Source organism: Paraburkholderia podalyriae (genome assembly GCF_014397785.1).
Taxonomy (GTDB): Bacteria; Pseudomonadota; Gammaproteobacteria; order Burkholderiales; family Burkholderiaceae; genus Paraburkholderia; species Paraburkholderia podalyriae.
Window position 1 is genome coordinate 254,376 of sequence record NZ_VZQQ01000008.1, and the last position, 23,114, is coordinate 277,489.

Annotated in this window: 23 protein-coding genes and 1 pseudogene; 13 read left to right on the plus strand and 11 right to left on the minus strand. The window is 64.3% G+C overall.

Annotated elements, in window-relative coordinates; genetic code table 11:
- Positions 1–110: 110 nt before the first annotated feature.
- Positions 111–344 carry a hypothetical protein gene (locus F6X42_RS12365; RefSeq protein ID WP_013092363.1) on the plus strand — a complete coding sequence of 78 codons (234 nt, stop codon included), beginning with the start codon at positions 111–113 and terminating at the stop codon, positions 342–344.
- 167 nt (positions 345–511) lie between these two features.
- Positions 512–1,438, plus strand: a complete 927-nt coding sequence (gene epsC / locus F6X42_RS12370; RefSeq protein WP_187634517.1) for a serine O-acetyltransferase EpsC — start codon at positions 512–514, stop codon at positions 1,436–1,438.
- A 35-nt stretch (positions 1,439–1,473) separates the two neighbouring features.
- Here epsC and F6X42_RS12375 read toward each other — a convergent pair whose 3' ends face one another.
- Entirely contained in the window at positions 1,474–1,986 is a 513-nt protein-coding gene (locus F6X42_RS12375) for a metal-dependent hydrolase (RefSeq protein WP_187634484.1), read from the minus strand.
- 139 nt (positions 1,987–2,125) lie between these two features.
- Positions 2,126–2,479, minus strand: coding sequence for a hypothetical protein (locus F6X42_RS12380; RefSeq protein WP_187634485.1), 354 nt, complete (start codon positions 2,477–2,479; stop codon positions 2,126–2,128).
- A 693-nt stretch (positions 2,480–3,172) separates the two neighbouring features.
- Here F6X42_RS12380 and F6X42_RS12385 point away from each other — a divergent pair.
- The gene (locus tag F6X42_RS12385) at positions 3,173–3,709 is read left to right on the plus strand and encodes a hypothetical protein (RefSeq protein WP_187634486.1); all 537 of its coding nucleotides are present in this window, start codon (positions 3,173–3,175) and stop codon (positions 3,707–3,709) included.
- A 6-nt stretch (positions 3,710–3,715) separates the two neighbouring features.
- On the opposite strand, the gene F6X42_RS12390 is transcribed toward F6X42_RS12385, so the two are convergent.
- Both F6X42_RS12390 and F6X42_RS12395 read right to left on the minus strand, forming a co-directional pair.
- Positions 3,716–4,147 carry a hypothetical protein gene (locus F6X42_RS12390; protein ID WP_187634487.1) on the minus strand — a complete coding sequence of 144 codons (432 nt, stop codon included), beginning with the start codon at positions 4,145–4,147 and terminating at the stop codon, positions 3,716–3,718.
- A 261-nt stretch (positions 4,148–4,408) separates the two neighbouring features.
- Positions 4,409–4,588 (minus strand): hypothetical protein, encoded by a 180-nt coding sequence (locus F6X42_RS12395; protein ID WP_187634519.1) that lies wholly within the window; start codon positions 4,586–4,588, stop codon positions 4,409–4,411.
- Between F6X42_RS12395 and F6X42_RS12400 the strand changes: the two genes are divergently transcribed.
- Together F6X42_RS12400 and ggt are read left to right on the plus strand one after the other, a co-directional pair.
- Entirely contained in the window at positions 4,530–5,933 is a 1,404-nt protein-coding gene (locus F6X42_RS12400) for an MFS transporter (RefSeq protein ID WP_187634518.1), read from the plus strand. The genes F6X42_RS12395 and F6X42_RS12400 overlap by 59 nt on opposite strands.
- A gap of 38 nt (positions 5,934–5,971) precedes the next feature.
- The gene (gene ggt / locus F6X42_RS12405; RefSeq protein ID WP_187634488.1) at positions 5,972–7,717 is read left to right on the plus strand and encodes a gamma-glutamyltransferase; all 1,746 of its coding nucleotides are present in this window, start codon (positions 5,972–5,974) and stop codon (positions 7,715–7,717) included.
- 49 nt (positions 7,718–7,766) lie between these two features.
- Here ggt and F6X42_RS12410 read toward each other — a convergent pair whose 3' ends face one another.
- Complete coding sequence (locus F6X42_RS12410) at positions 7,767–8,816, minus strand: S1C family serine protease (protein ID WP_187634489.1); 1,050 nt, start codon at positions 8,814–8,816, stop codon at positions 7,767–7,769.
- Between the two features lie 170 nt (positions 8,817–8,986).
- Between F6X42_RS12410 and F6X42_RS12415 the strand changes: the two genes are divergently transcribed.
- Positions 8,987–9,385, plus strand: coding sequence for a VOC family protein (locus F6X42_RS12415; protein ID WP_187634490.1), 399 nt, complete (start codon positions 8,987–8,989; stop codon positions 9,383–9,385).
- A 163-nt stretch (positions 9,386–9,548) separates the two neighbouring features.
- Positions 9,549–10,475: a polyphosphate kinase 2 gene (gene ppk2 / locus F6X42_RS12420; RefSeq protein WP_187634491.1), complete on the plus strand. Its 927-nt coding sequence runs from the start codon at positions 9,549–9,551 to the stop codon at positions 10,473–10,475.
- Positions 10,476–10,573: 98 nt separating this feature from the next.
- On the opposite strand, the gene F6X42_RS12425 is transcribed toward ppk2, so the two are convergent.
- The gene (locus tag F6X42_RS12425) at positions 10,574–12,160 is read right to left on the minus strand and encodes an inorganic phosphate transporter (RefSeq protein WP_187634492.1); all 1,587 of its coding nucleotides are present in this window, start codon (positions 12,158–12,160) and stop codon (positions 10,574–10,576) included.
- Between the two features lie 238 nt (positions 12,161–12,398).
- Positions 12,399–12,992 carry a short chain dehydrogenase gene (locus F6X42_RS12430; protein ID WP_187634493.1) on the minus strand — a complete coding sequence of 198 codons (594 nt, stop codon included), beginning with the start codon at positions 12,990–12,992 and terminating at the stop codon, positions 12,399–12,401.
- Between the two features lie 225 nt (positions 12,993–13,217).
- Between F6X42_RS12430 and F6X42_RS12435 the strand changes: the two genes are divergently transcribed.
- Positions 13,218–14,063 (plus strand): CHAD domain-containing protein, encoded by an 846-nt coding sequence (locus F6X42_RS12435; protein ID WP_187634494.1) that lies wholly within the window; start codon positions 13,218–13,220, stop codon positions 14,061–14,063.
- Positions 14,064–14,169: 106 nt separating this feature from the next.
- Here the strand turns inward: F6X42_RS12435 and F6X42_RS12440 are convergent, their stop codons facing one another.
- The 3 genes from F6X42_RS12440 to F6X42_RS12450 all read right to left on the minus strand — a co-directional run bounded on the left by F6X42_RS12440 (position 14,170) and on the right by F6X42_RS12450 (position 17,250).
- Entirely contained in the window at positions 14,170–15,291 is a 1,122-nt protein-coding gene (locus tag F6X42_RS12440) for a VTT domain-containing protein (RefSeq protein ID WP_187634495.1), read from the minus strand.
- Between the two features lie 252 nt (positions 15,292–15,543).
- A complete protein-coding gene (gene folE, locus F6X42_RS12445; protein ID WP_187634496.1) occupies positions 15,544–16,182 on the minus strand; it encodes a GTP cyclohydrolase I FolE in 639 nt (212 codons plus the stop codon).
- A 138-nt stretch (positions 16,183–16,320) separates the two neighbouring features.
- Positions 16,321–17,250: a LysR family transcriptional regulator gene (locus tag F6X42_RS12450; protein ID WP_187634497.1), complete on the minus strand. Its 930-nt coding sequence runs from the start codon at positions 17,248–17,250 to the stop codon at positions 16,321–16,323.
- 408 nt (positions 17,251–17,658) lie between these two features.
- On the opposite strand from F6X42_RS12450, the gene F6X42_RS12455 reads away from it, so the two are divergent.
- The 5 genes from F6X42_RS12455 to pcaC all read left to right on the plus strand — a co-directional run bounded on the left by F6X42_RS12455 (position 17,659) and on the right by pcaC (position 21,912).
- Positions 17,659–18,366 carry a 3-oxoacid CoA-transferase subunit A gene (locus F6X42_RS12455; RefSeq protein WP_187634498.1) on the plus strand — a complete coding sequence of 236 codons (708 nt, stop codon included), beginning with the start codon at positions 17,659–17,661 and terminating at the stop codon, positions 18,364–18,366.
- 13 nt (positions 18,367–18,379) lie between these two features.
- Entirely contained in the window at positions 18,380–19,039 is a 660-nt protein-coding gene (locus F6X42_RS12460; protein WP_187634499.1) for a 3-oxoacid CoA-transferase subunit B, read from the plus strand.
- Between the two features lie 289 nt (positions 19,040–19,328).
- Entirely contained in the window at positions 19,329–20,708 is a 1,380-nt protein-coding gene (locus F6X42_RS12465; protein WP_187634500.1) for a 3-carboxy-cis,cis-muconate cycloisomerase, read from the plus strand.
- 5 nt (positions 20,709–20,713) lie between these two features.
- Positions 20,714–21,505: a 3-oxoadipate enol-lactonase gene (gene pcaD / locus F6X42_RS12470; protein WP_187634501.1), complete on the plus strand. Its 792-nt coding sequence runs from the start codon at positions 20,714–20,716 to the stop codon at positions 21,503–21,505.
- Entirely contained in the window at positions 21,502–21,912 is a 411-nt protein-coding gene (pcaC, locus tag F6X42_RS12475; RefSeq protein WP_187634502.1) for a 4-carboxymuconolactone decarboxylase, read from the plus strand. Before pcaD ends, pcaC begins: the two co-directional genes overlap by 4 nt.
- A gap of 827 nt (positions 21,913–22,739) precedes the next feature.
- Here pcaC and F6X42_RS12480 read toward each other — a convergent pair.
- Positions 22,740–23,114 (minus strand): annotated as a pseudogene (locus F6X42_RS12480) (calcium-binding protein); the annotation flags it as partial.

Here is a 23,114-nt window from a genome sequence, read left to right on the forward strand (position 1 = left end):
GGTTAAATTGGCGGCAATACTTCGGCTGTTTCAGCATGGTCGGAAAAAGCGAACAAACAAATGGTCGCGCGACTGAGAAAATGTTACGGGGCTTCAGGGGCGGGTGACTCATGCACTTCGATGCTGCATTCACACATCGCGGCTATCTTCTGAATTGCGAACCGGCGCGCTCGGGCGACGGCTCCTGGCAACCGTATGTGGTGATCTCGCGCTCGAGCGACGGCGAACTGGTCGCCAACCGTTTCTTCCCCACGGAACTGCGCTTCTCCGACGAAGCCGCCGCGATCGCGCACGCGCGCGATTGGGCCGTGCGCTGGATCGACGCGAGCAGTCTGACTATCTGAAATCAGGGAACGGTGCGTGCGTTCCGCCGCAAGCGAACGCGAGTCAAGGCAAGGCGACGCAGTCAATTCGAGCCGACCTCCGCGCTGCCGCGCGGGCGGCGTTAAAACGCGGTAATCTCTGCTGCATCCCCACTTTGAACCGCAAGCGCCGCATGGCGCCGTCCCTTATGCCCAACGTGCCTTCCCACAACTGGGGCCTTGAACAGATCGTCGCCGATCTGCGCGCCTCGCGCGAACAATTGCATCGCACGCGGCATCCGCTCGGCATTCGCGAGTTGCCATCGCGTGAAGCGGTGGTCAATATCGTGGCTGGCCTGCGCGCCGCGATGTTTCCGACGCATTACGGCGCGCCCGATCTAACCGACGAGACGGTCGACTACTACGTCGGCCATACGCTCGAAAGCACCTTGCGCCTGCTCGCCGAACAGATTCGCCGCGCGCTGCGCTTTCTGCCCGAGTTCGGCGCGACGCCTGACGCCGAATTGCGGGAGCGCGCGTTCGCGGTGGCGCGCGAGTTCGCGACGCAACTGGCGGGCATCCGCGCGCTGCTCGTCAGCGACATCCAGGCGGCGTTCACCGGCGACCCCGCCGCGCAGCACATCACCGAAATCCTGCTGTGCTATCCGGGCGTGTGGGCGATGACGCATCACCGTCTCGCGCATGCGTTGCACCGGCTCGGCGTACCGCTGCTCGCGCGCTTCATCAACGAGATCGCGCACTCGGCGACCGGCATCGACATTCACCCGGGCGCGACGATCGGGCCGAGCTTCTTCATCGATCATGGCACCGGCGTGGTGATCGGCGAGACCGCGATCATCGGCGAGCGCGTGCGCGTATACCAGGCGGTCACGCTCGGCGCGAAGAGCTTCGCGGCCGACGAGGACGGCACGCTGATCAAGGGCAACGCGCGGCATCCGATCGTCGAGGACGACGTCGTGATCTACGCGGGCGCGACGATCCTCGGACGCGTGACGATCGGGCGCGGTTCGGTGATCGGCGGCAACGTGTGGCTCACGCATAGCGTGCCGCCTGGCAGCAGCGTATCGCAAGGCAAGGTCCGCGAAGGAGAGCGCACCGACAACGGGCGGCAGTGACACACAGCTAGCGGCGGCCGGATGCATCGCCGCGCCTAGCTGATCGGCCAATGGCGCAACCATGGCAACGCATGCATGCTGTGCAGCCACACATGCTCGCCGATCAACCATGCGGCCGCCCACGACGCCGCGACGACGATCAGATCGCAGTGCCCGCTATTCCATAGATTCAACGAATGCCGCCCGGCGATCCACGGCACGCCGAGCGGATTCGGCCAGTCGGCGAGCAGATGCATCAGGCCGCCGCACGCGAAGCCGAACGCGGGCGCGGCGTAGATCGAATGTCCGAGCGTGTGATACGACACCGCGAGCAGCGCGAGCCAGCCGATGCCCCAATGCGTCAACGTGCGATGGGTGATCCACAGCCGCCGCGCGCGCGACCACCATGCGACTTCGAGCCAGTCCGGCGCGGTGCTGCCGGCCACGCCGGCGATGAAGCTGAGCAACACGGCCGGATGAAACGGACCGCCGCCGCTGCGCGCGACGATCGCCGCCGCGATGATGCCGGCTGCGAAACCGGTCGCATGATGCGCTTTGCTGGATGCCATCGAAACTCGCGGCACGCGTGCCGCGCGAAAAACAAAGGGCGGCCATGTTCGCAGATGAGCGGATAAAAAAATAGCCGATGCGCGCGATAAAAATTCGCGCATCAGCCTTGGCACATCGCGTTCACGTGCGGCGTGCCGCTCAGGTCGCGCAGCGCGCGACATCGAAGCGCATCTCCTCTTCGGGTGGATCGTCGGGCGCATCGGCCGGACGCATGACCTTGATGACCGTGCTGCCGTTGAGCGGCGTCAGCGTGACGAAATACGAATTATGCGAATCGGAGCCGACCGCGAGTTCGGTCGCGGCACCGGCGTGCGACGTACGCACGCGCGGCAGACGTTCTTCAAGACAGGCGGCGATGGAGGCAGGCGTGCGTGACGACGAGACATACACGAGCGGCGCGGACGCATCGCGCGCGGGGCCGCCCGACGAACCGCAAGCGGTGAGGGTGGCAGTGAAGGCGACAGCGGTGGCAAGCAGCAGAGGTCTTTTCATGATCAGATCGTCGGCGGTCCCGTTCATGGGAAGGTGAGGCGCGGGCGAAGCGCTGGCGTACAGCGCGATGCTTCGCGACGAAGCCGCTGTGCGGGCGACGCGATTTCGCGGCGTCGCACGGCGGCCGGGGCAGTATACCGAGCATGCGTCGACGTCGTCACTGGCGCGGCCATGCGTTCATTCGATATTTAATTACGCGCTACAGCAATCCATTTTTCAAATTCCGGATTATGTGAATTAATCGCGTAAGTGGAGGTCTGGAAAAGGAAATTATTTTTAAGATGAATGGGTAGATGCGCTGTTAAATCCGATAAAGGCTTTCGGGACCCGTGCAAGGGGACGCGGATGGCGCCGTGTGCGCTGATTCCCTCTGTTTTGCGCAATGCAGTCTTCCAGAGAAAGCCTCAAATCGCGGTGAAATGCCACTTATAATTTCGATAGACCCCTTTGACCAAAGGGAGTCTTTTTCATTTTTACACGCGGCTTTCGGGCCGCGTTTTTTTATGTGATTTTCGAAGCCGATTTACAGATCGTCGCATACGGGCAAGTCAAACTTTTCGCCCGCTGACCGTGCTTCGCCGTTCCGAACGCGCCTTGTCCGTTCGTCAGAGCGAGCAGGGCGAAGCGGGCAGGGCAGGTAGAATCGCAGGTTCAAAATCTGTTTGTGCGCCCCGCGAAGTGAGTGACCCTGTGATGAACGACATGCCCTTTTCCTCGTCCGACACCCCTGCCGAGTTCTTGACCGACGATTCTTCCGGACCGGAAGACAGCGTGCATGAAGCGCGTCTGTGGCGCGACAACGGCTGGACCGCGCGCATCGTCAAGAACGAAGACGACGAGGGCTGGGCCGTCGAAATGATCAAGGACGGCGAGGCGGAGCCGGCGCTCGTCGGACCGTGGACGATGGGCCGCAACAAGAAGGACCCAAAGCCGCTCGACGTAGCGGCGTTCAACACGCTCGTAAAAACGGCGGCGGAAGTGCTGCGTCGTCACGAGCAGCAGCTGCGCGCGCAGCTGCATAAGGCGGTGCGCGTGACGAGCGCGGACGGCAACGACGAACTCGACATCACTCTCGATATCATTCCCGACGAAGACGAGCCGTACGCACTGTTGAGCGCGCTCGATGTTTTCGGCGAGCAGATCGCGCAAGTACAGGTTGCGCCGACGTTCAAGCTCAGCAACGCGAGCGCCGCGGCGTGGGTGGCGAACGAATTTCGTCGACCGGGATGAACCGGGTTAGCTGCGCTTGCAAAAAATCGCGGTGATCAGCGGCGCGACGTGATGCACGATCGCCGTACTGCCGGCGTTCGCGAGCGCGCTTTTCACGTTGTCGTCGCTGCCGAACACGACGACCCCATACGCGGACTGCGCGACCGGTTCACCGTCGCCGACCCGGAATATCGGGTCGTCCTTTTCGAATCCCACCACCGCGAATACGCGGAAACCGAACGCGGTCAGATGCGCGTCAGGCATCGGCGAGAACGCGTTGATCGAGTTGCTTTCGACGTGCGTCGGCTTCGGGTTGATCAACTGCTGCTGCATCAGATCAGCAATGAACTGGTGGCCGCTCTCATTGCATACCAGTGGCGCGCCGAGCTCCACGGCGAACGAAGACAACGGCAGCGCGGCGACTGCGGCAAACAGCAGTGGGGCAACAAGACGGTTCATGAGCGTAGGCGGGCGTCCACAATCGATGTCGTGGATTAGCAACCACCGCGCCATCCCTCGGAGGGCGCGAGCGGTGCCGCACATCGAAAGATTCCGAGTGACTGGCGCAACTGGATTCGCACTGTACAGCGATTCAGCGAGTTGCGCTCTGTGACGGAAACGCGAACGGCATTTCAAGCTGCAAAAAGCCTGCGGTATGAAAGCAAGCTTTCAGAATCCCGTATATTTTGCGCCCTATGAGTTCGCAACCCGGACCTCCAATCAACGTGCCGCCGATGCACGGCGGCGCACGGCAAAATCCGCTCGCGCGACAACATTTGTTGCCGCCGCGATGCCATAATCGACGCTTTCCATTGATGGCTGGCCGCCCGTCGCCATGACAATGCTGCTTGCTCCAAGCGCTTTCATCGTTCCGCTGATCGTCGCGTGCGCGATGTTCATGGAAAACGTGGACGGCACGGTCATCGTGACGTCGCTGCCGGTTCTGGCACGCGACCTCGGTCACGATCCGATCACGCTGAAGCTTGCGGTCACCGCGTATGTGATCGGCCTTGGCGTGTTCATCCCGATCTGCGGCTGGGTCGCCGACCGCTTTGGTTCTCGCACCGTGTTCCGCACGGCCATCGGCGTCTTCATGGCGGGCTCGCTGATGTGCGCGGCCTCCACTTCGCTCGGTACCTTCGTGCTCGCGCGCTTCGTGCAGGGCATCGGCGGCGCGCTGATGGTGCCGGTGGGCCGCATCATCATCTTCCGTTCGCTGCCGAAGTCGGAGTTCATTCGCGCGATGAACTATCTGACGGTGCCGGCGTTGCTCGGTCCGGTGGTCGGGCCGCCGCTCGGCGGCTTTATCACAACCTATCTGCACTGGCGTTTGATCTTCGTGATCAACGTGCCGATCGGCCTGCTCGGCATCTGGCTGACCAACAAGTACATCGCCAATACACGCGAGCCGCATCCGGGCCGGCTCGACTGGCTCGGTTTCGTGCTTTCGGCGAGCGGAGCTTCGCTGTTCATGCTCGGGCTCTCGCTGGTCGGCGGCGAACTCGTGTCGACGCGAGAATCGGTCGGCATGTGCGTGACCGGCATCGTGCTGCTGGTGGTTTATGTGCTGTATGCGAGCCGCGTCGCGCTGCCGGTGCTCGACCTGCGTCTGCTCCGTATTCCGAGTTTTCATGCGAGCGTCATCGGCGGTTCGCTGTTCCGTATCGGTCTAGGCGCCGTGCCGTTCCTGTTGCCGCTCGCGTTGCAGGAAGGGCTCGGCATGACCGCATTCAGAGCGGGCGCGATCACGTGCGCGTCCGCGTTCGGCTCGATATTCATGAAGACGATGGCGTCGCGCATTCTCGAGCGCTTCGGCTTTCGTACGGTGCTGATGGTCAACGCCGCGTGCGCGGGTCTCGCGATCGCTGTGTACGGACTGTTCTTTCCCGGTACGCCGCATTGGGTGATCTGGTGCATCGTGCTGGTGGGCGGCTTCTTTCCGTCTCTGCAATTCACGTCGCTCAATACGCTTGCCTATGCGGATATTCCGGGCAGCGACGTCGGTCGCGCGACGAGTGTCGCGAGCGTCATCCAGCAGATGTCGCTCGGCCTCGGCGTGACCATCTCGGGCATCGTGCTGCAGATTTCGCATCAGGTGCAAGGGCATCCGACCATCGTGTTCTCCGATTTCTGGCCGGCGTTTGTCGTCGTCGGTCTATTCTCGTGCCTGTCGATCCCGATTACGCGGCGCCTGCCACGAGACGCGGGTGATGAGATTGCGCGCGGCAGCCGCGGGAGAGCGTAAGCAATGGTACGGATGCAGGCGTCATCGATAAGGAGGACATGAACTTGTTCCGCAACGTCAAAGCTTCAGCCAGCGCTTCGATCAGCGGTTTCGCACTGATCGCGCTCGTCTGCATTTCGACCGCTTTTCTCGAACCGGTGCCTGCCGTCGCGAAAGCGCCCGCGAAGACGCAACCGGTCGTGCTTGCCGATTCGGCGATCGCGGTGCCCGACTCGTACAGCGCCGATGCCGCCGAGCAGATCTTCAACGAGGGCGGCAATGCCGTCGATGCGGCCACCGCGATCGCCTTCACGCTTGCGGTCACGCTCCCGGATGCGGGCAACATCGGCGGCGGCGGGTTCATGACGCTGTATGTCGGCGGCAAGCCGTATTTCCTCGACTATCGCGAGCGCGCGCCGCTCGCCGCGACGAAGAACATGTATCTCGACGACAAGGGCGAGGTCATCAAGGACATGAGCCTGATCGGCTATCGCGCGGTGGGCGTGCCGGGCACCGTCGACGGCATGTGGCAAGCGCAGCGCCGTTTCGGCAAACTGAAGTGGCAGCAGGTGCTCGCGCCGGCTATTCACTATGCGCGCGACGGCTTCGTGGTCGCCCCGCAACTGCAGAAGCTGCGCGACGATGCGGCAAGGGACTTCGCGGGCAAGACCAATTTCGACACCTACTTCGGCAATCTTAAGCAGGGCGTCACCTTCAAACAGCCTGACCTTGCCGCGGTATTGCAGCGCATTTCCGACCAGGGCGCGAAAGATTTCTACACGGGCAAGACCGCGGATCTGATCGCCGCTTCGATGCGCGGCCACGGCCTGATGACGAAGGCCGATCTCGCGCAGTACAAGGCCGTGTGGCGCGAACCGGTGCAGGCGGACTGGAACGGCTATCGCGTGATCACCGCGCCGCCGCCGAGTTCGGGTGGCGTCGGGCTCGTGCAACTGCTGAAGATGAAGGCCGATCTCGCGCCCGACTTCAAGGACGTGCCGCTCAATTCCGCGCAATACGTGCATCTGATCGCGGAGCTCGAAAAGCGCGTGTTCGCGGACCGCGCGCAGTATCTCGGCGACCCGGATTTCTACAAGGTGCCGGTCGCGCAACTGATCGACGACCCGTATCTGGCGAAGCGCGCGGCAGAAATCGATCTGAATGTGCCGTCGGACACACGGAGCATTCAACCTGGACTCGGAACATCGATGCCGGAGAAGGCGCAGACCACGCATTTTTCGGTGGTCGACAAATGGGGCAACGCGGTGTCGAACACGTACACGCTGAACGGCGCGTTCGGCTCGGGCGTCGTCGTGGATCGGGCCGGCATCGTGCTGAACGACGAGATGGACGACTTCTCCGCGAAGCCGGGCGCCGCAAACATGTTCGGCGTGGTCGGCAGCGACGCGAACGCGATTGAGCCGAAGAAGCGCCCGTTGTCGTCGATGGCGCCGACGATTTTGACGAAAGACGGCAGGGTCGCGCTCGTGATCGGTACGCCGGGCGGATCGCGCATCTTCACGTCGATCTTCCAGGTGATCAACAATATCTACGACTACGGCATGCCACTGCCGGATGCGCTCGCCGCGATGCGTTTCCATCACCAGCTATTGCCGCCGAATACGATCTATTCGGAGCCGTACAAGCCGATCGAGGGCGAACTCGCGCAGCAGCTCGAGGCGAAGGGCTACAAGCTGGAAAGGCAGGATTTCACCGGTGATGTTCAAGTCATCAGGATCGACGGGGACACGCCGGAGCCGGCGGCCGATCCGCGTGGGCGAGGGACGACGCGGCTGGTTCGGTAGGGTTTCGCGTTGGGCCTCCACGCATGGCTATCCAACGCGACGTCCTCCATCACCCCGCCTGCTCCACCGGCGTCACCGTCAACTCCACCCGCTGCGCGCCGCGCAACACCGTCACGCTGACTGGCCTGTCGATACGTGAAGCGTCGAGCGTGCGTTGCAGACCATCCACATCCTGCACCGGCTGCGCGTCGATCGCGACGATCGTGTCGTCGGTGCGCAAGCCGCCGAGCGCGGCCGGACTGCCTTTGACGATCTCCATCACGTGCACGCCACTTTGCACGCTGAGCCCGAAGTAGCGCTGCACGCGCCGCGGCAGCGGCGAGGTCGTGCCGGCCACGCCGATATACGCGCGTCGCACGCGGCCGTGCGCGAAGATCTGCATGATGACCCACTTCGCGGTATCGATCGCGGTCGCGAAACAGATGGCCTGCGCGCCAGGAATGATCGCGGTATTCACGCCGATCACCTGACCCGCCGAATTGATCAGCGGCCCACCCGAGTTGCCCGGATTCAGAGCCGCGTCGGTCTGGATCACGTCGTAGATCATGCGGCCGGAGTTCGAGCGTAGTGAACGGCCGAGCGCCGAAACGACGCCGGTCGTCACGGTCTGCTGCAGCCCGAGCGGATTGCCGACCGCAATGGCGATCTGCCCGACGCGCAGCTTCGACGATTCGCCGAGTTCGACATGCGGCAGCGGCTCGGGCGAACCGATGCGCAGCACCGCGAGATCGCTGCCGGGATCGTCGCCGACCAGATCGGCGTCGAACTTCGCGCCGTCGGCTAGCGTCACCTGGATATGCGTCGCGCCATGTACGACGTGACTATTGGTCAGCAGGTAGCCGTCGGGCGTGAACAGGAAGCCCGAGCCGGTGCCGCCGCGCGCGCCGCGCCCGTGCGCGGACGCTTCGCCGGGCTGCCGGCGTTCGACGGCAATAAACGCGACCGCCTGCTGCACCCGCTCCAGTGCGCCGATCACGGTGCGGGAGTAGGCGTCGAGCAGCGCGTCGTCGTCGAGAGTCAAAAGGTCGGTGGATTGGGGCCCGGGGGCGTCGGATGCGGCGCTCGACAGGTCATCGATGAAGCGTGGGCGGCTTCCCATAACGATGCTCCGGATAGACGGGCTGCGAGATGCGGGGCGCCGCGCGGGTTTTCAAGGCCACCCGGGGGGCGTCGGCGGCGTTCCGCCCGCCGACGCCAAACTGGTGGCGCCCGCGTGTGAGACACTTTCCCACGCGAGCCGTCGCTCGCTCGCGCCACGGAGCCCCCTTCATGTCCGCATCGACAGCTTCAGCGCCGCAACCCCCGCGGCCGGATCCCCGCATCGAATCCCTCAGCGCGATCACGCTCGCCACCAGCGACATGCAGCGCGCCGTCGCGTTCTATCAAGCCCTCGGCTTCCCGCTGAAGTTCGGTGGTCCGCGCGAGGCCTTCACGTCATTCGAGTTCGGCGGCTCGTATCTGAACCTGATCGCCGATGCCCGCGCGCCGGTCAACTGGTGGGGGCGCGTGATCCTCTACGTCTCGGACGTCGATGCGATCTACGACAAGGCGCTGGCGGCGGGTCTGCAGCCGTCGTGCGCGCCGTCGGATGCGCCGTGGGGCGAGCGCTATTTCCATATCACCGATCCGGACGGCCACGAACTGAGCTTCGCGCGGCCGCTGCGCTAGCGGCGGACGACCGGACAAAACTCGCTATCATGGGGATTGCCATGCAAGTGCAGCGGCCGCCCGCGCGGTAACACGGGTGACACCTCGCGCTTTGATAATCGAACGCGACCGCGTCGCGCTAGCCGCCGCGCGCCATCCCATTCCAGTTGCGAGGAGAGCCGCAATGAAAGAGCCGGACCCGAGAACCGATACCGAACTGATGGCGGAGCGGCAACGCCGTTTCGAGGAAGACCTGATCGACGCCTATGACGAAGAGCTCGAAATGGAAGTCGATGACCGCATCATCGACGGCCCGACCGGCTTTACGCCCGAGCATCGCGAGGCGCGCAAGCAATACTTCCGCGAACTGTTCCGGCTGCAGGGAGAACTGGTCAAACTGCAGGACTGGATCGTCGCGACCGGGCACCGGCTCGTCGTGATCTTCGAGGGGCGCGACGCGGCCGGCAAGGGCGGCGCGATCAAGCGCATCACGCAGCGGCTGAATCCGCGCGTGTGCCGCGTGGCCGCGTTGCCCGCGCCGAACAATCGCGAGCGCACGCAATGGTATTTCCAACGCTATGTATCGCATCTGCCGGCGGGCGGCGAGATGGTGCTGTTCGATCGCAGCTGGTACAACCGCGCGGGCGTCGAGCGCGTGATGAACTTTTGCACTGACGATGAGTACGAAGAGTTTTTCCGCTCGGTGCCGGAATTCGAAAAGATGCTGGCGCGCAGTGGCGTGCAGATCCTCAAGTACTGGTTTTCGATCACCGACGAAGAGCAGGAAATCCGCTTCCAGAACCGCATTCACGATCCGCTCAAGCAGTGGAAGCTGAGTCCGATGGATCTGGAAAGCCGGCGCCGCTGGGAAGCGTATACGCTGGCAAAGGAAGTGATGCTGCAGCGCTCACATATCCCCGAGGCGCCCTGGTGGGTCGTGCAGGCCGTCGACAAGAAACGCGCGCGCCTGAACTGCATTCGCCATCTGCTGAGCCAGATGCCGTATCACGAGATCGAGCATCCGCATATCGAATTGCCGCCGCGTGTCTATCACGAGGACTATAGCCGCCAGCCAGTGCCTCAGTCGATGATCGTGCCTGAGGTCTATTAAAGAGCGGAGCGTAGGAAATAGCTGGCCAACGAATAAGCGCGGTACGTCCATGAACGTACCGCGCTTTTTTTATACTTCGCTCCGCCCGATCAGCGAACTCAGAATACTGAGCGGAATACCCAGTACAGGCCGCCGGCGAGCGCGATCGACGCGGGCAGCGTCAGCACCCATGCGAGGATCAGGCTGCGCACCGTGGCCCATTGCAGGCCCGAGCCGTTGGCCGCCATCGTGCCGGCCACGCCGGAAGAGAGCACGTGCGTCGTCGACACCGGCAGACCGTAGACGTCGGCGGCACCGATCGTGACCATCGCCACGAGTTCCGCCGCCGCGCCCTGGCCGTACGTCAGATGCTGCTTGCCGATCTTCTCGCCCACGGTAATGACGATGCGCTTCCAGCCGACCATCGTGCCGAGACCCAGCGCGATCGCGACCGCCACCTTGACCCACGGCGGGATGAACTTGGTCGCGTGATCGATCTGCGTTCTGAAGTTGGCGATGACCTTCGCGTCTTCGGGTGAGAACTGCGGCTGATTGGACTTCTGCATCAGACGGATCGCCTCGGACGTGACGTACATGTTGTTGCGCACGTTATCGACGATGCCTTGCGGCACCGCGGCCATCGAGCCCGATTCGCCGACCTGGCGACCGATCTGCTCGGCCAGTTGCTGCAGCGCCGGCAGCGTGGCGGGCGTCAGCTGACGGGTGCGCACGAATGCCTCGACGTCGGCGCGCGGATCCGCGGAGGGCGCTGCGCCCTGCGTGTAACGCGACAGCGTCGCCACGGTTTGATGCGCGACCGCGACGAAGTTCTGTGTTTGCGCCGGCGTGACCGCCTTGTTCAACGCATAGGCGGTGGGCACCGTACCGATCAGGATCAGCATGATCAGGCCCATGCCTTTCTGGCCGTCGTTCGAGCCATGCGCGAACGACACGCCCGTGCAGGTCAGAATCAGCAGGCAGCGAATCCAGAACGGCGGCGGCTCCTTGCCCTTCGGCTCGGCATACAGCGCGGGCACGCGCACGACGGCCTTCAGGATCAGCAGCAGCAAGCCTGCGAGCAAAAAGCCCACGATCGGCGAAAACAGCAGCGACTTGCCGACGCCGAGCGCCTGATTCCAGTCGACGCCGCTCGTGCCGTTCGAACCATGCATCATCTGATTCATCAGCCCTACGCCGATGATCGAGCCGATCAGCGTGTGCGAACTCGACGACGGCAGGCCCAAAGACCACGTGCCGAGATTCCAGATGATCGCGGCGATCAGCAGCGCGAACACCATCGCGAAGCCGGCGCGGCTGCCAACTTGCAGGATCAGCTCGACGGGCAGCAGTTGCAGCACCCCGAAGGCGACCGCTCCGGTCGACGTCAGCACGCCGAGAAAATTCCACGCGCCGGACCAAACCACAGCGATATTCGGCGTCAGCGAGTGGGTATAGATTACGGTGGCGACCGCGTTGGCGGTATCGTGAAAGCCGTTGACGAACTCGAAACCGAGCGCGATCAGCAGTGCGACGCCGAGCAACAGATAAGGCAGCACCGAGCTTTCGCGCACAGGCTGCAGATCGTCTATCAGGTGCACGCCGCAGTAAACGACGCCGGCGATGAGCAGGGCGACGAAAATGAACAGGCCGGCATTCCGCCCTTTGCTGCTGGTAGCGCCTGGTTGCGGATACGAAAGTTCCGGCATGACGTGAGCCCCAAAAAAGTAGGTCGCAGAGTTTTCGATGCTGCTTTCGTCACGTGTCGCAATGATGACAACTGCGTGACGGCATTGGGGCGCATAAACAAGACGCGGCGCGGCCTATGCTACGCCGCTCCAGCCGGTCAATACTACGCCGGCTGGCGGTCGGGGGCGGTAGGATGTCCGAAGCGGACTAGACAAGTCGATGACTAAAACGGGGTCGGCGACCGCGCAGCGGTTGCCCTCAGGATGCGCTGATCACTTCGCCGCTCGCGCTGCCGCCGAGGGAGCGTTTATAGGCTTGCGCGACGATCTCGGCCGGTACGCCTTGCGCCGGATCGCGGCCCATCGATTCGAGCGTTTCCGCGACCCATCCCGGACTAACCACATTGACGCGTGACTTGCCGCGCAACTCGAGCGCGGCCGAGCGCGCGAACGCTTCGACACCCGCATTGACGATGCTGACCGCGGCACTGCCTTCCATCGGCTGTTGCGCGAGCACGCCGCTCGTCAACGTGAACGAGCCACCTTGCGAAACATGCCCGGCGCCGCAGCGCACCAGATTGACCTGGCCCATCAGTTTGTTGGCAAGACTAAAAGAAAAGTCTTCGTCGCGAAGCGCCGCGAGCGGCGCGAATTTTGCCGCGCCCGCCGCGCAGATGATCGCGTCGAAGCTGCCGGCTTGCGCATACATCGCTTCGATGCTGCGTTTGTCCGACAGGTCGACGTGCAGTTCGGAGCCCTTGCGGCTCGCTCCGACCACGTCATGCTCGGTGGCGAGCAGCTTCACGATGTGCGAGCCGAGCAGGCCCGTCGCACCGACAACGAGTATTCGCATACATCCTCCTACGGTCTGTTGGTGGCATTTGCCGCGCTGCACATTGCATCGTCAATCCACAGCATTCGCCGCATCACGCGATACGCGGCCCTACGGTCGAGGATAGACGTTGCGGACGCGACGCGCCAACGCGTGACCGGACGGCGGGCTGGGATGCGCCGCGAATCGCCGTTGGGCATCATCTTTGCTGCGCTGGAACCAAGGTCACGTTTCGAGGGAGCGTCGATGAAGCAGGCGAGCGAGACAGTCAACGAGCCGGTAGGCGAAGCACCGGCGCAGCAGGCCTTCAAGTCGTACGCCGCGCCGCTGGTCGATCAGGCGATCGGACTAGCCAAAGGCGTTCACGACGACGCATCCCCCGAAGCGCTGCACAAACTGCGCGTGTCGCTGCGGCGCTTGCGGTCGTTGTGGTGGGCGTTCGCGCCGCTGGTCGACAAGGGCGAAAACACCCGCCAACGCGCGGTCTTCAAGTTTCTCGCCACCGCGGCGGGTAAAACGCGCGACTGGGACATCCTGATCGGGTTGCTCAGGCAAGACGACAGCGGCGCGCAAGCGTTGATGCCGAAGCTCGAGCAGGCGCGCCGCGACACACAGGCGACCAGCCGGGCGACGTTAGTGAATGCCGACGTCAAACATCTGCTGCGCGATGCGTTGGCCACGACTTCCGCGGAACTGCACGCCGCGCACGAATCCGATGTTGCGCTACGCAAATTTGCCGCTCGGCGCATCGGGGCATCTGAGCGCTCGTTGAAAAAGCGCATCAAACGCGCACGCCGTGCGAAACGGTCGAATTACGCAGCCTTTCACGATGTCAGAAAAGGGGGCAAGAAACTGCGCTATCTGTTCGAGTTTTTCGGGCCGGTGCTTCAAGGCGGCCATAAGCGCACGCTCAAGCGGTTGAAAAAAATTCAGAAGCGCTTCGGCATGCTCAACGATGCCGTCGCCAGCGAAGCGCTGTTGCGCGACAATGCCGCGTCGCTTGCCGACGCGGATCACATCGAGTCCACGCTGGATTGGCTCGACAGGAAACGCAAACGGCGCTTGCGCGCGGCGTCGCAGCTACTCGGCTGATCGTGCGCGTGCGATCCTTGCTAGCGTCGCGCAAGGGGGCGGCGCTTTGGCGCCAGATGTTCAGATGAGCGCTTTCGCGGCTCATAGTGTCGCGACGCGGCGCGATTCAGACGCGCTCCGCGCTGCGCGGCGCGAAACCGCGCAACGTCACCGCCGCTGATGTTTCGCCCTGCCACGCTGAGCGCGGCTGATCGGCAGCCGAACCGTCCGCCGAACCGTCCGCATAAGCCAGCAAGCCCACCGGAAAGCCGCGCCGCTGCCAGGCATCGAGCCCGCCGCGCAGTGCGCGAATCCGCGTGTAGCCGTTGTTGCGCATATGTAGCGAGACTTCGAGCGCGGTCGCGCTGTCCGGGCAGATGCAATAGATGACCATGTCGTGCGTGCGCAGCGCGCGGTCGATCTGCTCGGGCGAATGCGGATCGAGCGCGAGCGCGTCGGGAATCTGGCGTCGCAGATCGAGCAGCGGCGCGCCGGGCCGCGCATCGAGCACGCGGGACGGCGCCATGCGGCCCATGCGAGCCGAGCGTCGCCAGCGCCACAGCATTCTCGACGCGGCGCTCGTCGGTGAAGCGTGCGTCGGCGCGGCCGGCATCGGCGTGGCTGAGGCCGACGCGGCCCGCGCGAACCGGCGCCGTTCGTGATATCGCAGAGACAGCCGGTAGAGCAGATAGACGAGCGCCACCGCAAGAAGCATGTCGGCGAGTGTGCCGCCGCGCTGCTCGACGAACGCGCGCAGCATGTGCAACTCGCGTTCCACCGCCGCCCCGCCGAGCAGCCAGAAGGCCGCCCACGCGATCACGCTGGCGAGTTCCCACAGCGCGTAGATGCGGATGTCGACGGCAGTCGTGCCCATTAGCGGCGGCGTGATCAGGCCGAGTCCCGGCACGAACTTCGAAATCGACACGAGCGGCACGCCATAGCGTTCGAACAGCGAGCGCGCCGTTTCGAGCCTTGTATCGACGATGGGCGACAGGCGGCCAAGCCACGCGAGCAGCTTGCGGCCATACAGCCGGCCGGCCGCGAACCAGGTGCCGTCGCCGATCAAGGCGCCTAGCACTGCCGCGCCGAGGATCGGCCAGAACGACAGCGTGCCCGCGGCGATCGCGGAGCCCGCGAATAGCAGCATCGGCACGGCCGGAATCGGTACGCCGAGTCGCGTCAGCAGGACGTTGACGAACACGATCGCGCTGCCCCAGGTTGAAACCGCCGACAACGGAAACTCGACCAATTGAGGCGCTCCTGTTGCTCCTGTTGCTGCTGTTGGCCAGCATGCGTGCGCGGCCTTGCGTGGATGTGCGCCTGCGGTGGCGTTCGCCTAAATCTCTAATACGCAACTAACAGCCAACCCCGCGAGCCTACCGCAACGTTGCGGGCGACGTCGAAGAAATTGCGCGCGGGGGCCGCACGCCGGCTTCGCAGCGGCAGGGGAAGGGGCGGCATCGCCACGGAACCGCAACCCGCCCCGGCTATGTGTACCGCGTCAGCTATTGGGCACTGTCATCACGCCCGGATTCCCGACGATCGACAGAAACTCCCGCCGCGTCGACGGATCGGTGCGGAACGTGCCGAGCATGCGCGACGTGACCATCGTGACGCCCGCCTTATGCACGCCACGCGTCGACATGCACTGATGCGCGGCTTCGAGAATGACGCCGACGCCGGCCGGCTGCAGCACGTCGTTCAGCGTATCGGCGATCTGCACCGTCATCTTTTCCTGGATCTGCAGTCGTTTCGCGAATGCATCGACGAGACGCGCGAGCTTCGAAATGCCGACCACCCGATGATTCGGTAGATACGCGACGTGCGCGCGCCCGATGATCGGCACCATATGGTGCTCGCAATAGCTTTCGAAGCGGATGTCCTTCAGCACGATCAGTTCGTCGTAGCCGTCCACTTCGGAGAAGGTACGCGCGAGGATTTCACGCGGATCGACCTGGTAGCCGGCGAAGAACTCCTCGTAAGCGCGCGTCACGCGTGCCGGCGTGTCGATCAGGCCTTCGCGCTGCGGATCGTCGCCGGCCCAGCGCAGCAGCACGCGCACGGCCGCCTCAGCTTCTTCGCGGCTCGGGCGTTCGGCGGCCGCTCCGGGTTTGGTCTTCTTTGCCTTGCTGCTGGTCATGCGTCGCTCTCCTGGATCGCGCGTCGACGCTGCGCGGCGCGCGCGGGGTCAGTAACTGAGGTCATTGTTCCATGTTTTGCGCCGAAGATGCCGATGCCCCTTTCGCGGCCGGGGCAGTCGCGGGCGTGCTGCGCACGGCTACTTCGGCCATTCGTCCATCGCATCGTTGAATAGCTCGGCGACCACGCCGCGCAGCCAACTGCCGCGCGGATCGTTGTGAAACTTGCGGTGCCAGTGCTGGCGCAGGTCGAAGCGCGGCAGCGGCAGCGGCGGCTCGACGAGCATGATCGACGCATGCTCCGACACGTACGCAAAGCCGATCGCATGCGGCACGGTCGCGAGCAGATCGGTGCGCGCCAGGATGAACGGCAGGCTCATGAAGTGCGGCGTTTCAAGCACCGCGCGTCGCTTGATGCGTTTCTTTTCGAGGTACTGCTCGAGCACTTCCTGGCTGCGTCCCTCGGCGCGCACGACCGCATGCCCGGACGCCACGTATTGCTCGAGCGTGAGCGGCCCCTTCGACAGCGGATGTCCGCTGCGCATCAGGCAGATGAAGCGATGCGTGAAGAGCCGCTGCTGGAAGAAGTTGTTGCCCGCCAGGTCTGGAAAATAACCGACGGCGAGATCGACGTCGCCCGATTCGAGCCCGCGTTCCACCTGCGACGGCGACAGCGTGACCGAGCGCAGATTCGCGGACGGCGCGCGCTCGGCGAACATCTGCAAAAGACGCGGCAGAAACACGATCTCGCCGACGTCGGACAGCGCGATCGAGAACGTGTGCGTGCTCGTCGCGGGATCGAAATCCTGCACGTCGAGCATGCCTTTCTCGATGCGCAGCAGCGCGTCGCGCGCGGCGGGCAGGATCGCGAGCGCGCGCGGTGTCGGCTCCATGCCTTTCGACGTACGCACGAACAGCGGATCGTCGAAGTATTCGCGCAGGCGGCCAAGTGCGGTGCTCACGCGCGGCTGGCTCACGCCGAGCTGCTCGGCGGCGCGGCTCACGTTGCGCGTGTCTTCCATTGCGACCAGATAGGGGATCAGGTTCAGATCCAGTTGTGTGTCGGCCATGCTCGTTATGGGTTGCGGGTCGGGCGGGGCGATGCGGTGTCTATGCCGTATCGCTATAGAGCCTAGTTGAAAAATCGCCCGTAAGCATAGTGGGATTTTGCGCGGCCGGCTTTTTCGCGCGCAGCGCGAACGCGACTCAGACCTTCGCCGCCGCGCGCGGCGACCTATGATGAAGGGGGTTTCCCTGCCTTGACAATCCGCCCACCGGACAACCATAATCGCCGAAGCGTTCGCTAAACGAATCACTGTTCACGCAACGAACAATTCAGCAGCGAAGCAATCGAAGGCGCCAGCCCGCTCTCCCCCTCGCGAGCCGTCGCCAGCATGCCCGGAGACTGTTTCCGCGCGAGCCTTGCCGGTTACGGCTGTCAGCCCAGCGGCACATAGCGCCCCCAAAGGAAATTCGACATGATCAACAAGATTTTCGAGACACTTCAATCGGCGGTCGCCGATGTCCACGACGGCGCGACCGTCATGATCGGCGGCTTCGGCACGGCCGGCATGCCATCCGAGCTGATCGACGCGCTGATCGAGCAGGGCTCGCGCGAGCTGACCATCGTCAACAACAACGCAGGTAACGGCGACATCGGCCTCGCGGCGCTGCTGAAGGCCAAGCGCGTGCGCAAGATCATCTGCTCGTTCCCGCGCCAGACCGACTCCTATGTGTTCGACGCGCTCTATCGCGCCGGCGAAATCGAACTCGAACTGGTGCCGCAAGGCAATCTCGCCGAGCGCATCCGCGCGGCGGGCGCCGGCATCGGCGGCTTCTTCACGCCGACCGCGTACGGCACCAGGCTCGCCGAAGGCAAGGAAACGCGCCTGATCGACGGCCGTCACTACGTGCTCGAAGCGCCGCTGCATGCGGACTTCGCGCTGATCAAGGCGTACAAGGGCGACCGCTGGGGCAACCTGATCTATCGCAAAACCGCGCGTAACTTCGGGCCGATCATGGCGAGCGCCGCGAAGACCGCGATCGTGCAGGTGTCGGAAGTGGTGCCGCTCGGCGGCCTCGATCCGGAAGAAATCGTCACGCCCGGCATTTTCGTGCAACGCGTGATCGCGGTGCCGCAAGCGGCGCATGCGCCGACGCCCAATCCTCACGACGCTGCTGCCTGACCCGGAGACTGACATGAAGAAACTGACCCGCGATGAAATGGCCAAGCGCGTTGCCCAGGACATCCCTGAAGGCGCTTACGTGAACCTCGGCATCGGCGTGCCGACGCTGGTGGCGAACCACCTGGCCGCCGACAAGGAAATCTTCCTGCACAGCGAAAACGGTCTGCTCGGCATGGGCCCGGCACCGGCGAAGGGCCAGGAAGACGACGAACTGATCAACGCCGGCAAGCAGCATGTCACGCTGCTGACGGGTGGCGCCTACTTCCATCACGCGGATTCGTTCGCGATGATGCGCGGCGGCCATCTGGACTTCTGCGTGCTCGGCGCGTTCCAGGTGTCGGCGAAGGGCGACCTCGCGAACTGGCACACCGGCGCGCCCGACGCGATTCCGGCGGTCGGCGGCGCGATGGATCTCGCGATCGGCGCGAAGCAGGTCTACGTGATGATGGAGCACCTGACCAAGCACGGCGAAAGCAAGATCGCCGCCGAGTGCTCGTACCCGGTCACCGGTATCGGGTGCGTGGACCGCATCTATACGGACCTCGCGATGATCGACGTCACGCAGGAAGGCCTCGTCGTGCGCGAGATTTTCTCGGACATCGGCTTTGACGAACTGCTGAAGCTGACCGGTGTGCCGATGACCGACGGCACGCAGTCTGCGCGCACGGCCTGATGGTTGATTGAGGCGTCGCCGCGGCGGTCTGCGTTGCGGCCGCGCCGAAGGTCTCCCGTGTGAAGGCGGCATCACGCGAACGGGCCAGCGCCGACGCGGCAGACCCCTCGTCAGCGCTGGCCTGACAACTTCAGCGACGCTCGGGCCGCGTTTGGCGCAAAATACCCCGGCACCTACTGCGGCATAAACGAGGCACAAGCAGGGCACTGCGCCGCCGCGTCGCCTGCTTCGAGCCGCCGCACGCCGCGCCGCTACTTCACTTCCGATTCCCTCGAACATCGACGTCACCATGCTCGACTCCAGCGCCCGCCTGACTGGCCTTCTTTGCGGCACGCAGCCGATGAACGACATCTGGGCGTCGCGTGCCACGCTGCAGCGGATGCTCGACGTCGAAGCCGCGCTCGCGCGCGCTTCGGCCGCGCACCATGTCATTCCTGAAACCGCCGTCCCCGCGATCGAAGCCGCCTGCCAGGCCGATCAGCTCGACGCCGACGCGCTCGCACGCGAGGCCGCGCTCGGCGGCAACCTCGCGATTCCGCTCGTCAAGCAACTGACTGCACGCGTCAAAGCCGCCGATGCCGAAGCGGCCAAATACGTGCATTGGGGCGCGACGAGCCAGGACATCATCGACACCGCGACGGTGCTGCAACTGCGCGACACGTTCGACCTGCTCGACAGCGGCCTGCAAGCCACCTGCGACGCGATCGCGAAACTCGCGACCACCCATCGCGCGACGCCGATGATCGGCCGCACGTGGCTGCAACAGGCGCTGCCGATCACGCTCGGTTTGAAGTTCGCGCAATGGCTCGACGCGCTGTTGCGTCATCGCGAGCGGCTCGATGCGTTGCGCGCGCGCGTGCTAGTGCTGCAATTCGGCGGCGCGGCCGGCACGCTCGCGAGTCTGCGCGAGGCGGCGCCGCAGGTCACGCAGTCGCTCGCCAAGGAACTCGGCCTCGCGGTGCCGACCTTGCCGTGGCATACGCAGCGCGATCGCATCGCCGAAACGGCGTCGCTGTTCGGCATGCTGATCGGCACGCTCGGCAAGATCGCGCGCGATGTTTCGCTGCAGATGCAAACCGAAATCGACGAACTCGCCGAACCTGCCGCGGCCGGCAAGGGCGGTTCATCGACGATGCCGCACAAGCGCAACCCGGTCGGCTGCGCGGCGGTGCTGACGGCGGCGACCCGCGCGCCCGGGCTTGTCGCGACCGTGTTCGCCGGCATGGTGCAGGAGCACGAGCGCGCGCTCGGCGGCTGGCAGGCCGAATGGGACGCGCTGCCGGATCTCGCGCGCCTCGCGGGCGGCGCGCTCGCGAACATCGAACAGATCGCCGCGGGCCTGAACGTCAACGAAGCGCGCCTCGCCGCGAATCTCGACGTCACGCACGGCCTGATCCTCGGCGAAGCGGTGATGCTCGCGCTCGGCGACAGCATCGGCCGGCTCGACGCGCATCATCTGGTCGAGCGCGCGTCGAAGGGGGCGATCCGCGACGGCAAGTCGCTGTACGACGTGCTCGCCGCCGACGCGGCCGTCACCGAACATGTTCCGCTCGAGCGACTGAAGCAACTGCTCGATCCCGCTCAATACGTCGGCCAGGCGCACGCATATGTCGACGCCGCGCTGGCGCTTCACACCACGCGCGCGCAGCGCGCCCATTCCAAGGAGTAACCGGCATGCCCTACGCCGCAGTCAACGGCACCGAGCTTCACTATCGCATCGACGGCGATCGTCACGGCCACGCGCCGTGGCTCGTGCTGTCGAATTCGCTCGGCTGCGATATGTCCATGTGGACGCCGCAGGTCGCGGCGTTGTCGAAGCACTTCCGCGTGCTGCGCTACGACACGCGCGGCCACGGTCATTCGGAAGCGCCGAAGGGTCCGTACACGATCGAGCAACTGAGCGGCGACGTGCTCGGCCTGATGGATACGCTGAAGATCGCGCGCGCGAATTTTTGCGGTATCTCGATGGGTGGGCTGACCGGCATCGCGCTCGCCGCGCGTCACGGCGACCGCTTCGAGCGCGTCGTGCTGTCCAACACGGCCGCGCGCATCGGCTCGCCGGAAGTGTGGGTGCCGCGTGCCGCGAAGGCGCGCAGCGAAGGCATGTTCGCGCTCGCCAACGCGGTGCTGCCGCGCTGGTTCACCGCGGACTTCATCGAGCGTGAGCCGGTCGTGCTGGCGATGATCCGCGACGTGTTCGTGCACACCGACAAGGAAGGCTACGCATCGAACTGCGACGCGATCGACGCCGCTGATCTGCGCCCCGAAGCGCCGGGCATCAAGCTGCCGACGCTGGTGATCAGCGGCACGCACGATCTGGCCGCCACGGCCGCGCAAGGCCGCGAACTCGCCCAGGCGATTCCGGGCGCGCGCTACGTCGAACTCGACGCCTCGCATATTTCCAACATCGAAAAGGTCGGCGAGTTCACGAAGACCGTGCTCGACTTCCTGACGGAGCAAAAATGAACGACGAAGATCGTTACGAAGCCGGCATGGGGGTGCGTCGCGCGGTGCTGGGCAACGCGCACGTCGACCGTTCGCTCGCGAACCGCACCGAGCTGACCGAGGAGTTCCAGAACCTGATCACGCGCTATGCGTGGGGCGAGATCTGGACGCGTGAAGGTCTGCCGCGTCATACGCGCAGCCTGCTGACGATCGCGATGATGGTTGCGCTCAATCGCAGCGAAGAACTTGCGCTGCACCTGCGCGCCGCCAAAAACAACGGCGTGACGCGCGAGCAGATTAAGGAAGTGCTGATGCAGACCGCGATTTACTGCGGCGTGCCGGCGGCTAACTCCGCGTTCCACCTGGCCGACAAGCTGTTCCGCGAGGATGATGCGGCGGCCGCGGCCGCGGCGGCGGCGAAGTCGTAAAGACCGGGCGCTGTAGTTTTCCGCTTCATTCAGCAAACGCGCGACGGACGTCTTCGTCGCGCTGAGGCCGTCGACGCGCATGGTGTCGCGCTCATCCTCAAGCGCGACCAACAGCAGTTCAAACTGCACCCGCGCGCCGTCCGCCAGCGAGAATCTGAACGGCACTTCCATCGGCGCGGCGAGCTTGATGTCCCCGAGCGAGGACGGCATCCAGTCGCGCACGGTTTTCAGGGTGGTGGTTTTCAGTTGCGGGTAGGTGGCGCGTGCAATGCCCAGCCGCCAGCTCGTATCCGACCGTGCGGGAGGCAGCCAGACACTTCCGCACCACGCAGCAGGCCGTACCCGACTCGTGCGAAGTCTGGGAGGGCGATGGTTACATGCGGCCCGCAACGCGCTTTCGCGCCGGAAGCGGTATCGGATCGATTGCCCGCCCTGGCGACTATCGCGTCGAAGCCTACAGATAGACCTGAACCCGACGTACAAGCCGCGCGGGCAAGGTGTGTAATGACTGAAGCAGAGCGAGGCAGGGGCTCTACGACGCGCCGCTCGCAGGCAACCACCTTGATCTTATTTCCGTTTCGCTCCTCAAAGGTAATCTGATAGACCCCGCGCCACATTGGTTCGCCATCCTCATATTTGCCGATCTTCTCGAACGCGAGTCGCACCGCCCTGGTTTTCGTGGCGTCGAAATCCAGCGAGAGGATGTCAGTTTTTCTTAGCGCCATCTGGGCCACATAGGCCGGAAACTCGTCGCCGCATGGCGGGTATGATCCGGGTTCCGCCAGGCATAATGCGGGAAGGGACAGCGTATCCGTCAGCGTAACCCGTCAGAAGTTGGAATATAGTACGAGACCAACAACGCCGCGAGAGATCAGGACGAGGTGAGCGAGATCCCGCTGCGACAGTGCGACGGCTCTCTGGATGTCAGAACGCGTAACCTTGATCGTGCCAGTAGTGCCAGTCAGCGACGGCGAGTCGTGTCGGTTTATCGCTGTTCACCGGGACGATCTGAGCCAGGGGTGCCACCACGTCACGTTGGCCCTACCGCGCCCAGACGAAGATGCCAACCCGACACAGGTCTTCATGAGCGAGTCCGGTGACCGAGACGTGTTCACCCGGGTGCAGTGGTGAAGAGGCCATTGCCTGGCGAATGCCGGCCTCGAATGGAAACGAGAGCTGCTCTTCCAGATAGCAGTACCACG

Excerpts from the sequence above, each read along its gene's own strand:
- F6X42_RS12455 (WP_187634498.1), top strand. The coding sequence starts at position 17,659 with ATGATCAACAAGATTTTCGAGACACTTCAATCGGCGGTCGCCGATGTC.
- F6X42_RS12365 (WP_013092363.1), top strand. The coding sequence starts at position 111 with ATGCACTTCGATGCTGCATTCACACATCGCGGCTATCTTCTGAATTGC.
- epsC (WP_187634517.1), top strand. The coding sequence starts at position 512 with ATGCCCAACGTGCCTTCCCACAACTGGGGCCTTGAACAGATCGTCGCC.
- F6X42_RS12400 (WP_187634518.1), top strand. The coding sequence starts at position 4,530 with ATGCTGCTTGCTCCAAGCGCTTTCATCGTTCCGCTGATCGTCGCGTGC.
- F6X42_RS12390 (WP_187634487.1), bottom strand. The coding sequence starts at position 4,147 with ATGAACCGTCTTGTTGCCCCACTGCTGTTTGCCGCAGTCGCCGCGCTG.
- F6X42_RS12450 (WP_187634497.1), bottom strand. The coding sequence starts at position 17,250 with ATGGCCGACACACAACTGGATCTGAACCTGATCCCCTATCTGGTCGCA.
- F6X42_RS12425 (WP_187634492.1), bottom strand. The coding sequence starts at position 12,160 with ATGCCGGAACTTTCGTATCCGCAACCAGGCGCTACCAGCAGCAAAGGG.
- ggt (WP_187634488.1), top strand. The coding sequence starts at position 5,972 with ATGAACTTGTTCCGCAACGTCAAAGCTTCAGCCAGCGCTTCGATCAGC.
- F6X42_RS12385 (WP_187634486.1), top strand. The coding sequence starts at position 3,173 with ATGAACGACATGCCCTTTTCCTCGTCCGACACCCCTGCCGAGTTCTTG.
- F6X42_RS12435 (WP_187634494.1), top strand. The coding sequence starts at position 13,218 with ATGAAGCAGGCGAGCGAGACAGTCAACGAGCCGGTAGGCGAAGCACCG.
- folE (WP_187634496.1), bottom strand. The coding sequence starts at position 16,182 with ATGACCAGCAGCAAGGCAAAGAAGACCAAACCCGGAGCGGCCGCCGAA.
- F6X42_RS12460 (WP_187634499.1), top strand. The coding sequence starts at position 18,380 with ATGAAGAAACTGACCCGCGATGAAATGGCCAAGCGCGTTGCCCAGGAC.
- F6X42_RS12375 (WP_187634484.1), bottom strand. The coding sequence starts at position 1,986 with ATGGCATCCAGCAAAGCGCATCATGCGACCGGTTTCGCAGCCGGCATC.
- F6X42_RS12410 (WP_187634489.1), bottom strand. The coding sequence starts at position 8,816 with ATGGGAAGCCGCCCACGCTTCATCGATGACCTGTCGAGCGCCGCATCC.
- F6X42_RS12380 (WP_187634485.1), bottom strand. The coding sequence starts at position 2,479 with ATGAAAAGACCTCTGCTGCTTGCCACCGCTGTCGCCTTCACTGCCACC.
- F6X42_RS12415 (WP_187634490.1), top strand. The coding sequence starts at position 8,987 with ATGTCCGCATCGACAGCTTCAGCGCCGCAACCCCCGCGGCCGGATCCC.
- F6X42_RS12395 (WP_187634519.1), bottom strand. The coding sequence starts at position 4,588 with ATGAACATCGCGCACGCGACGATCAGCGGAACGATGAAAGCGCTTGGA.
- F6X42_RS12430 (WP_187634493.1), bottom strand. The coding sequence starts at position 12,992 with ATGCGAATACTCGTTGTCGGTGCGACGGGCCTGCTCGGCTCGCACATC.
- F6X42_RS12465 (WP_187634500.1), top strand. The coding sequence starts at position 19,329 with ATGCTCGACTCCAGCGCCCGCCTGACTGGCCTTCTTTGCGGCACGCAG.
- ppk2 (WP_187634491.1), top strand. The coding sequence starts at position 9,549 with ATGAAAGAGCCGGACCCGAGAACCGATACCGAACTGATGGCGGAGCGG.
- pcaD (WP_187634501.1), top strand. The coding sequence starts at position 20,714 with ATGCCCTACGCCGCAGTCAACGGCACCGAGCTTCACTATCGCATCGAC.
- pcaC (WP_187634502.1), top strand. The coding sequence starts at position 21,502 with ATGAACGACGAAGATCGTTACGAAGCCGGCATGGGGGTGCGTCGCGCG.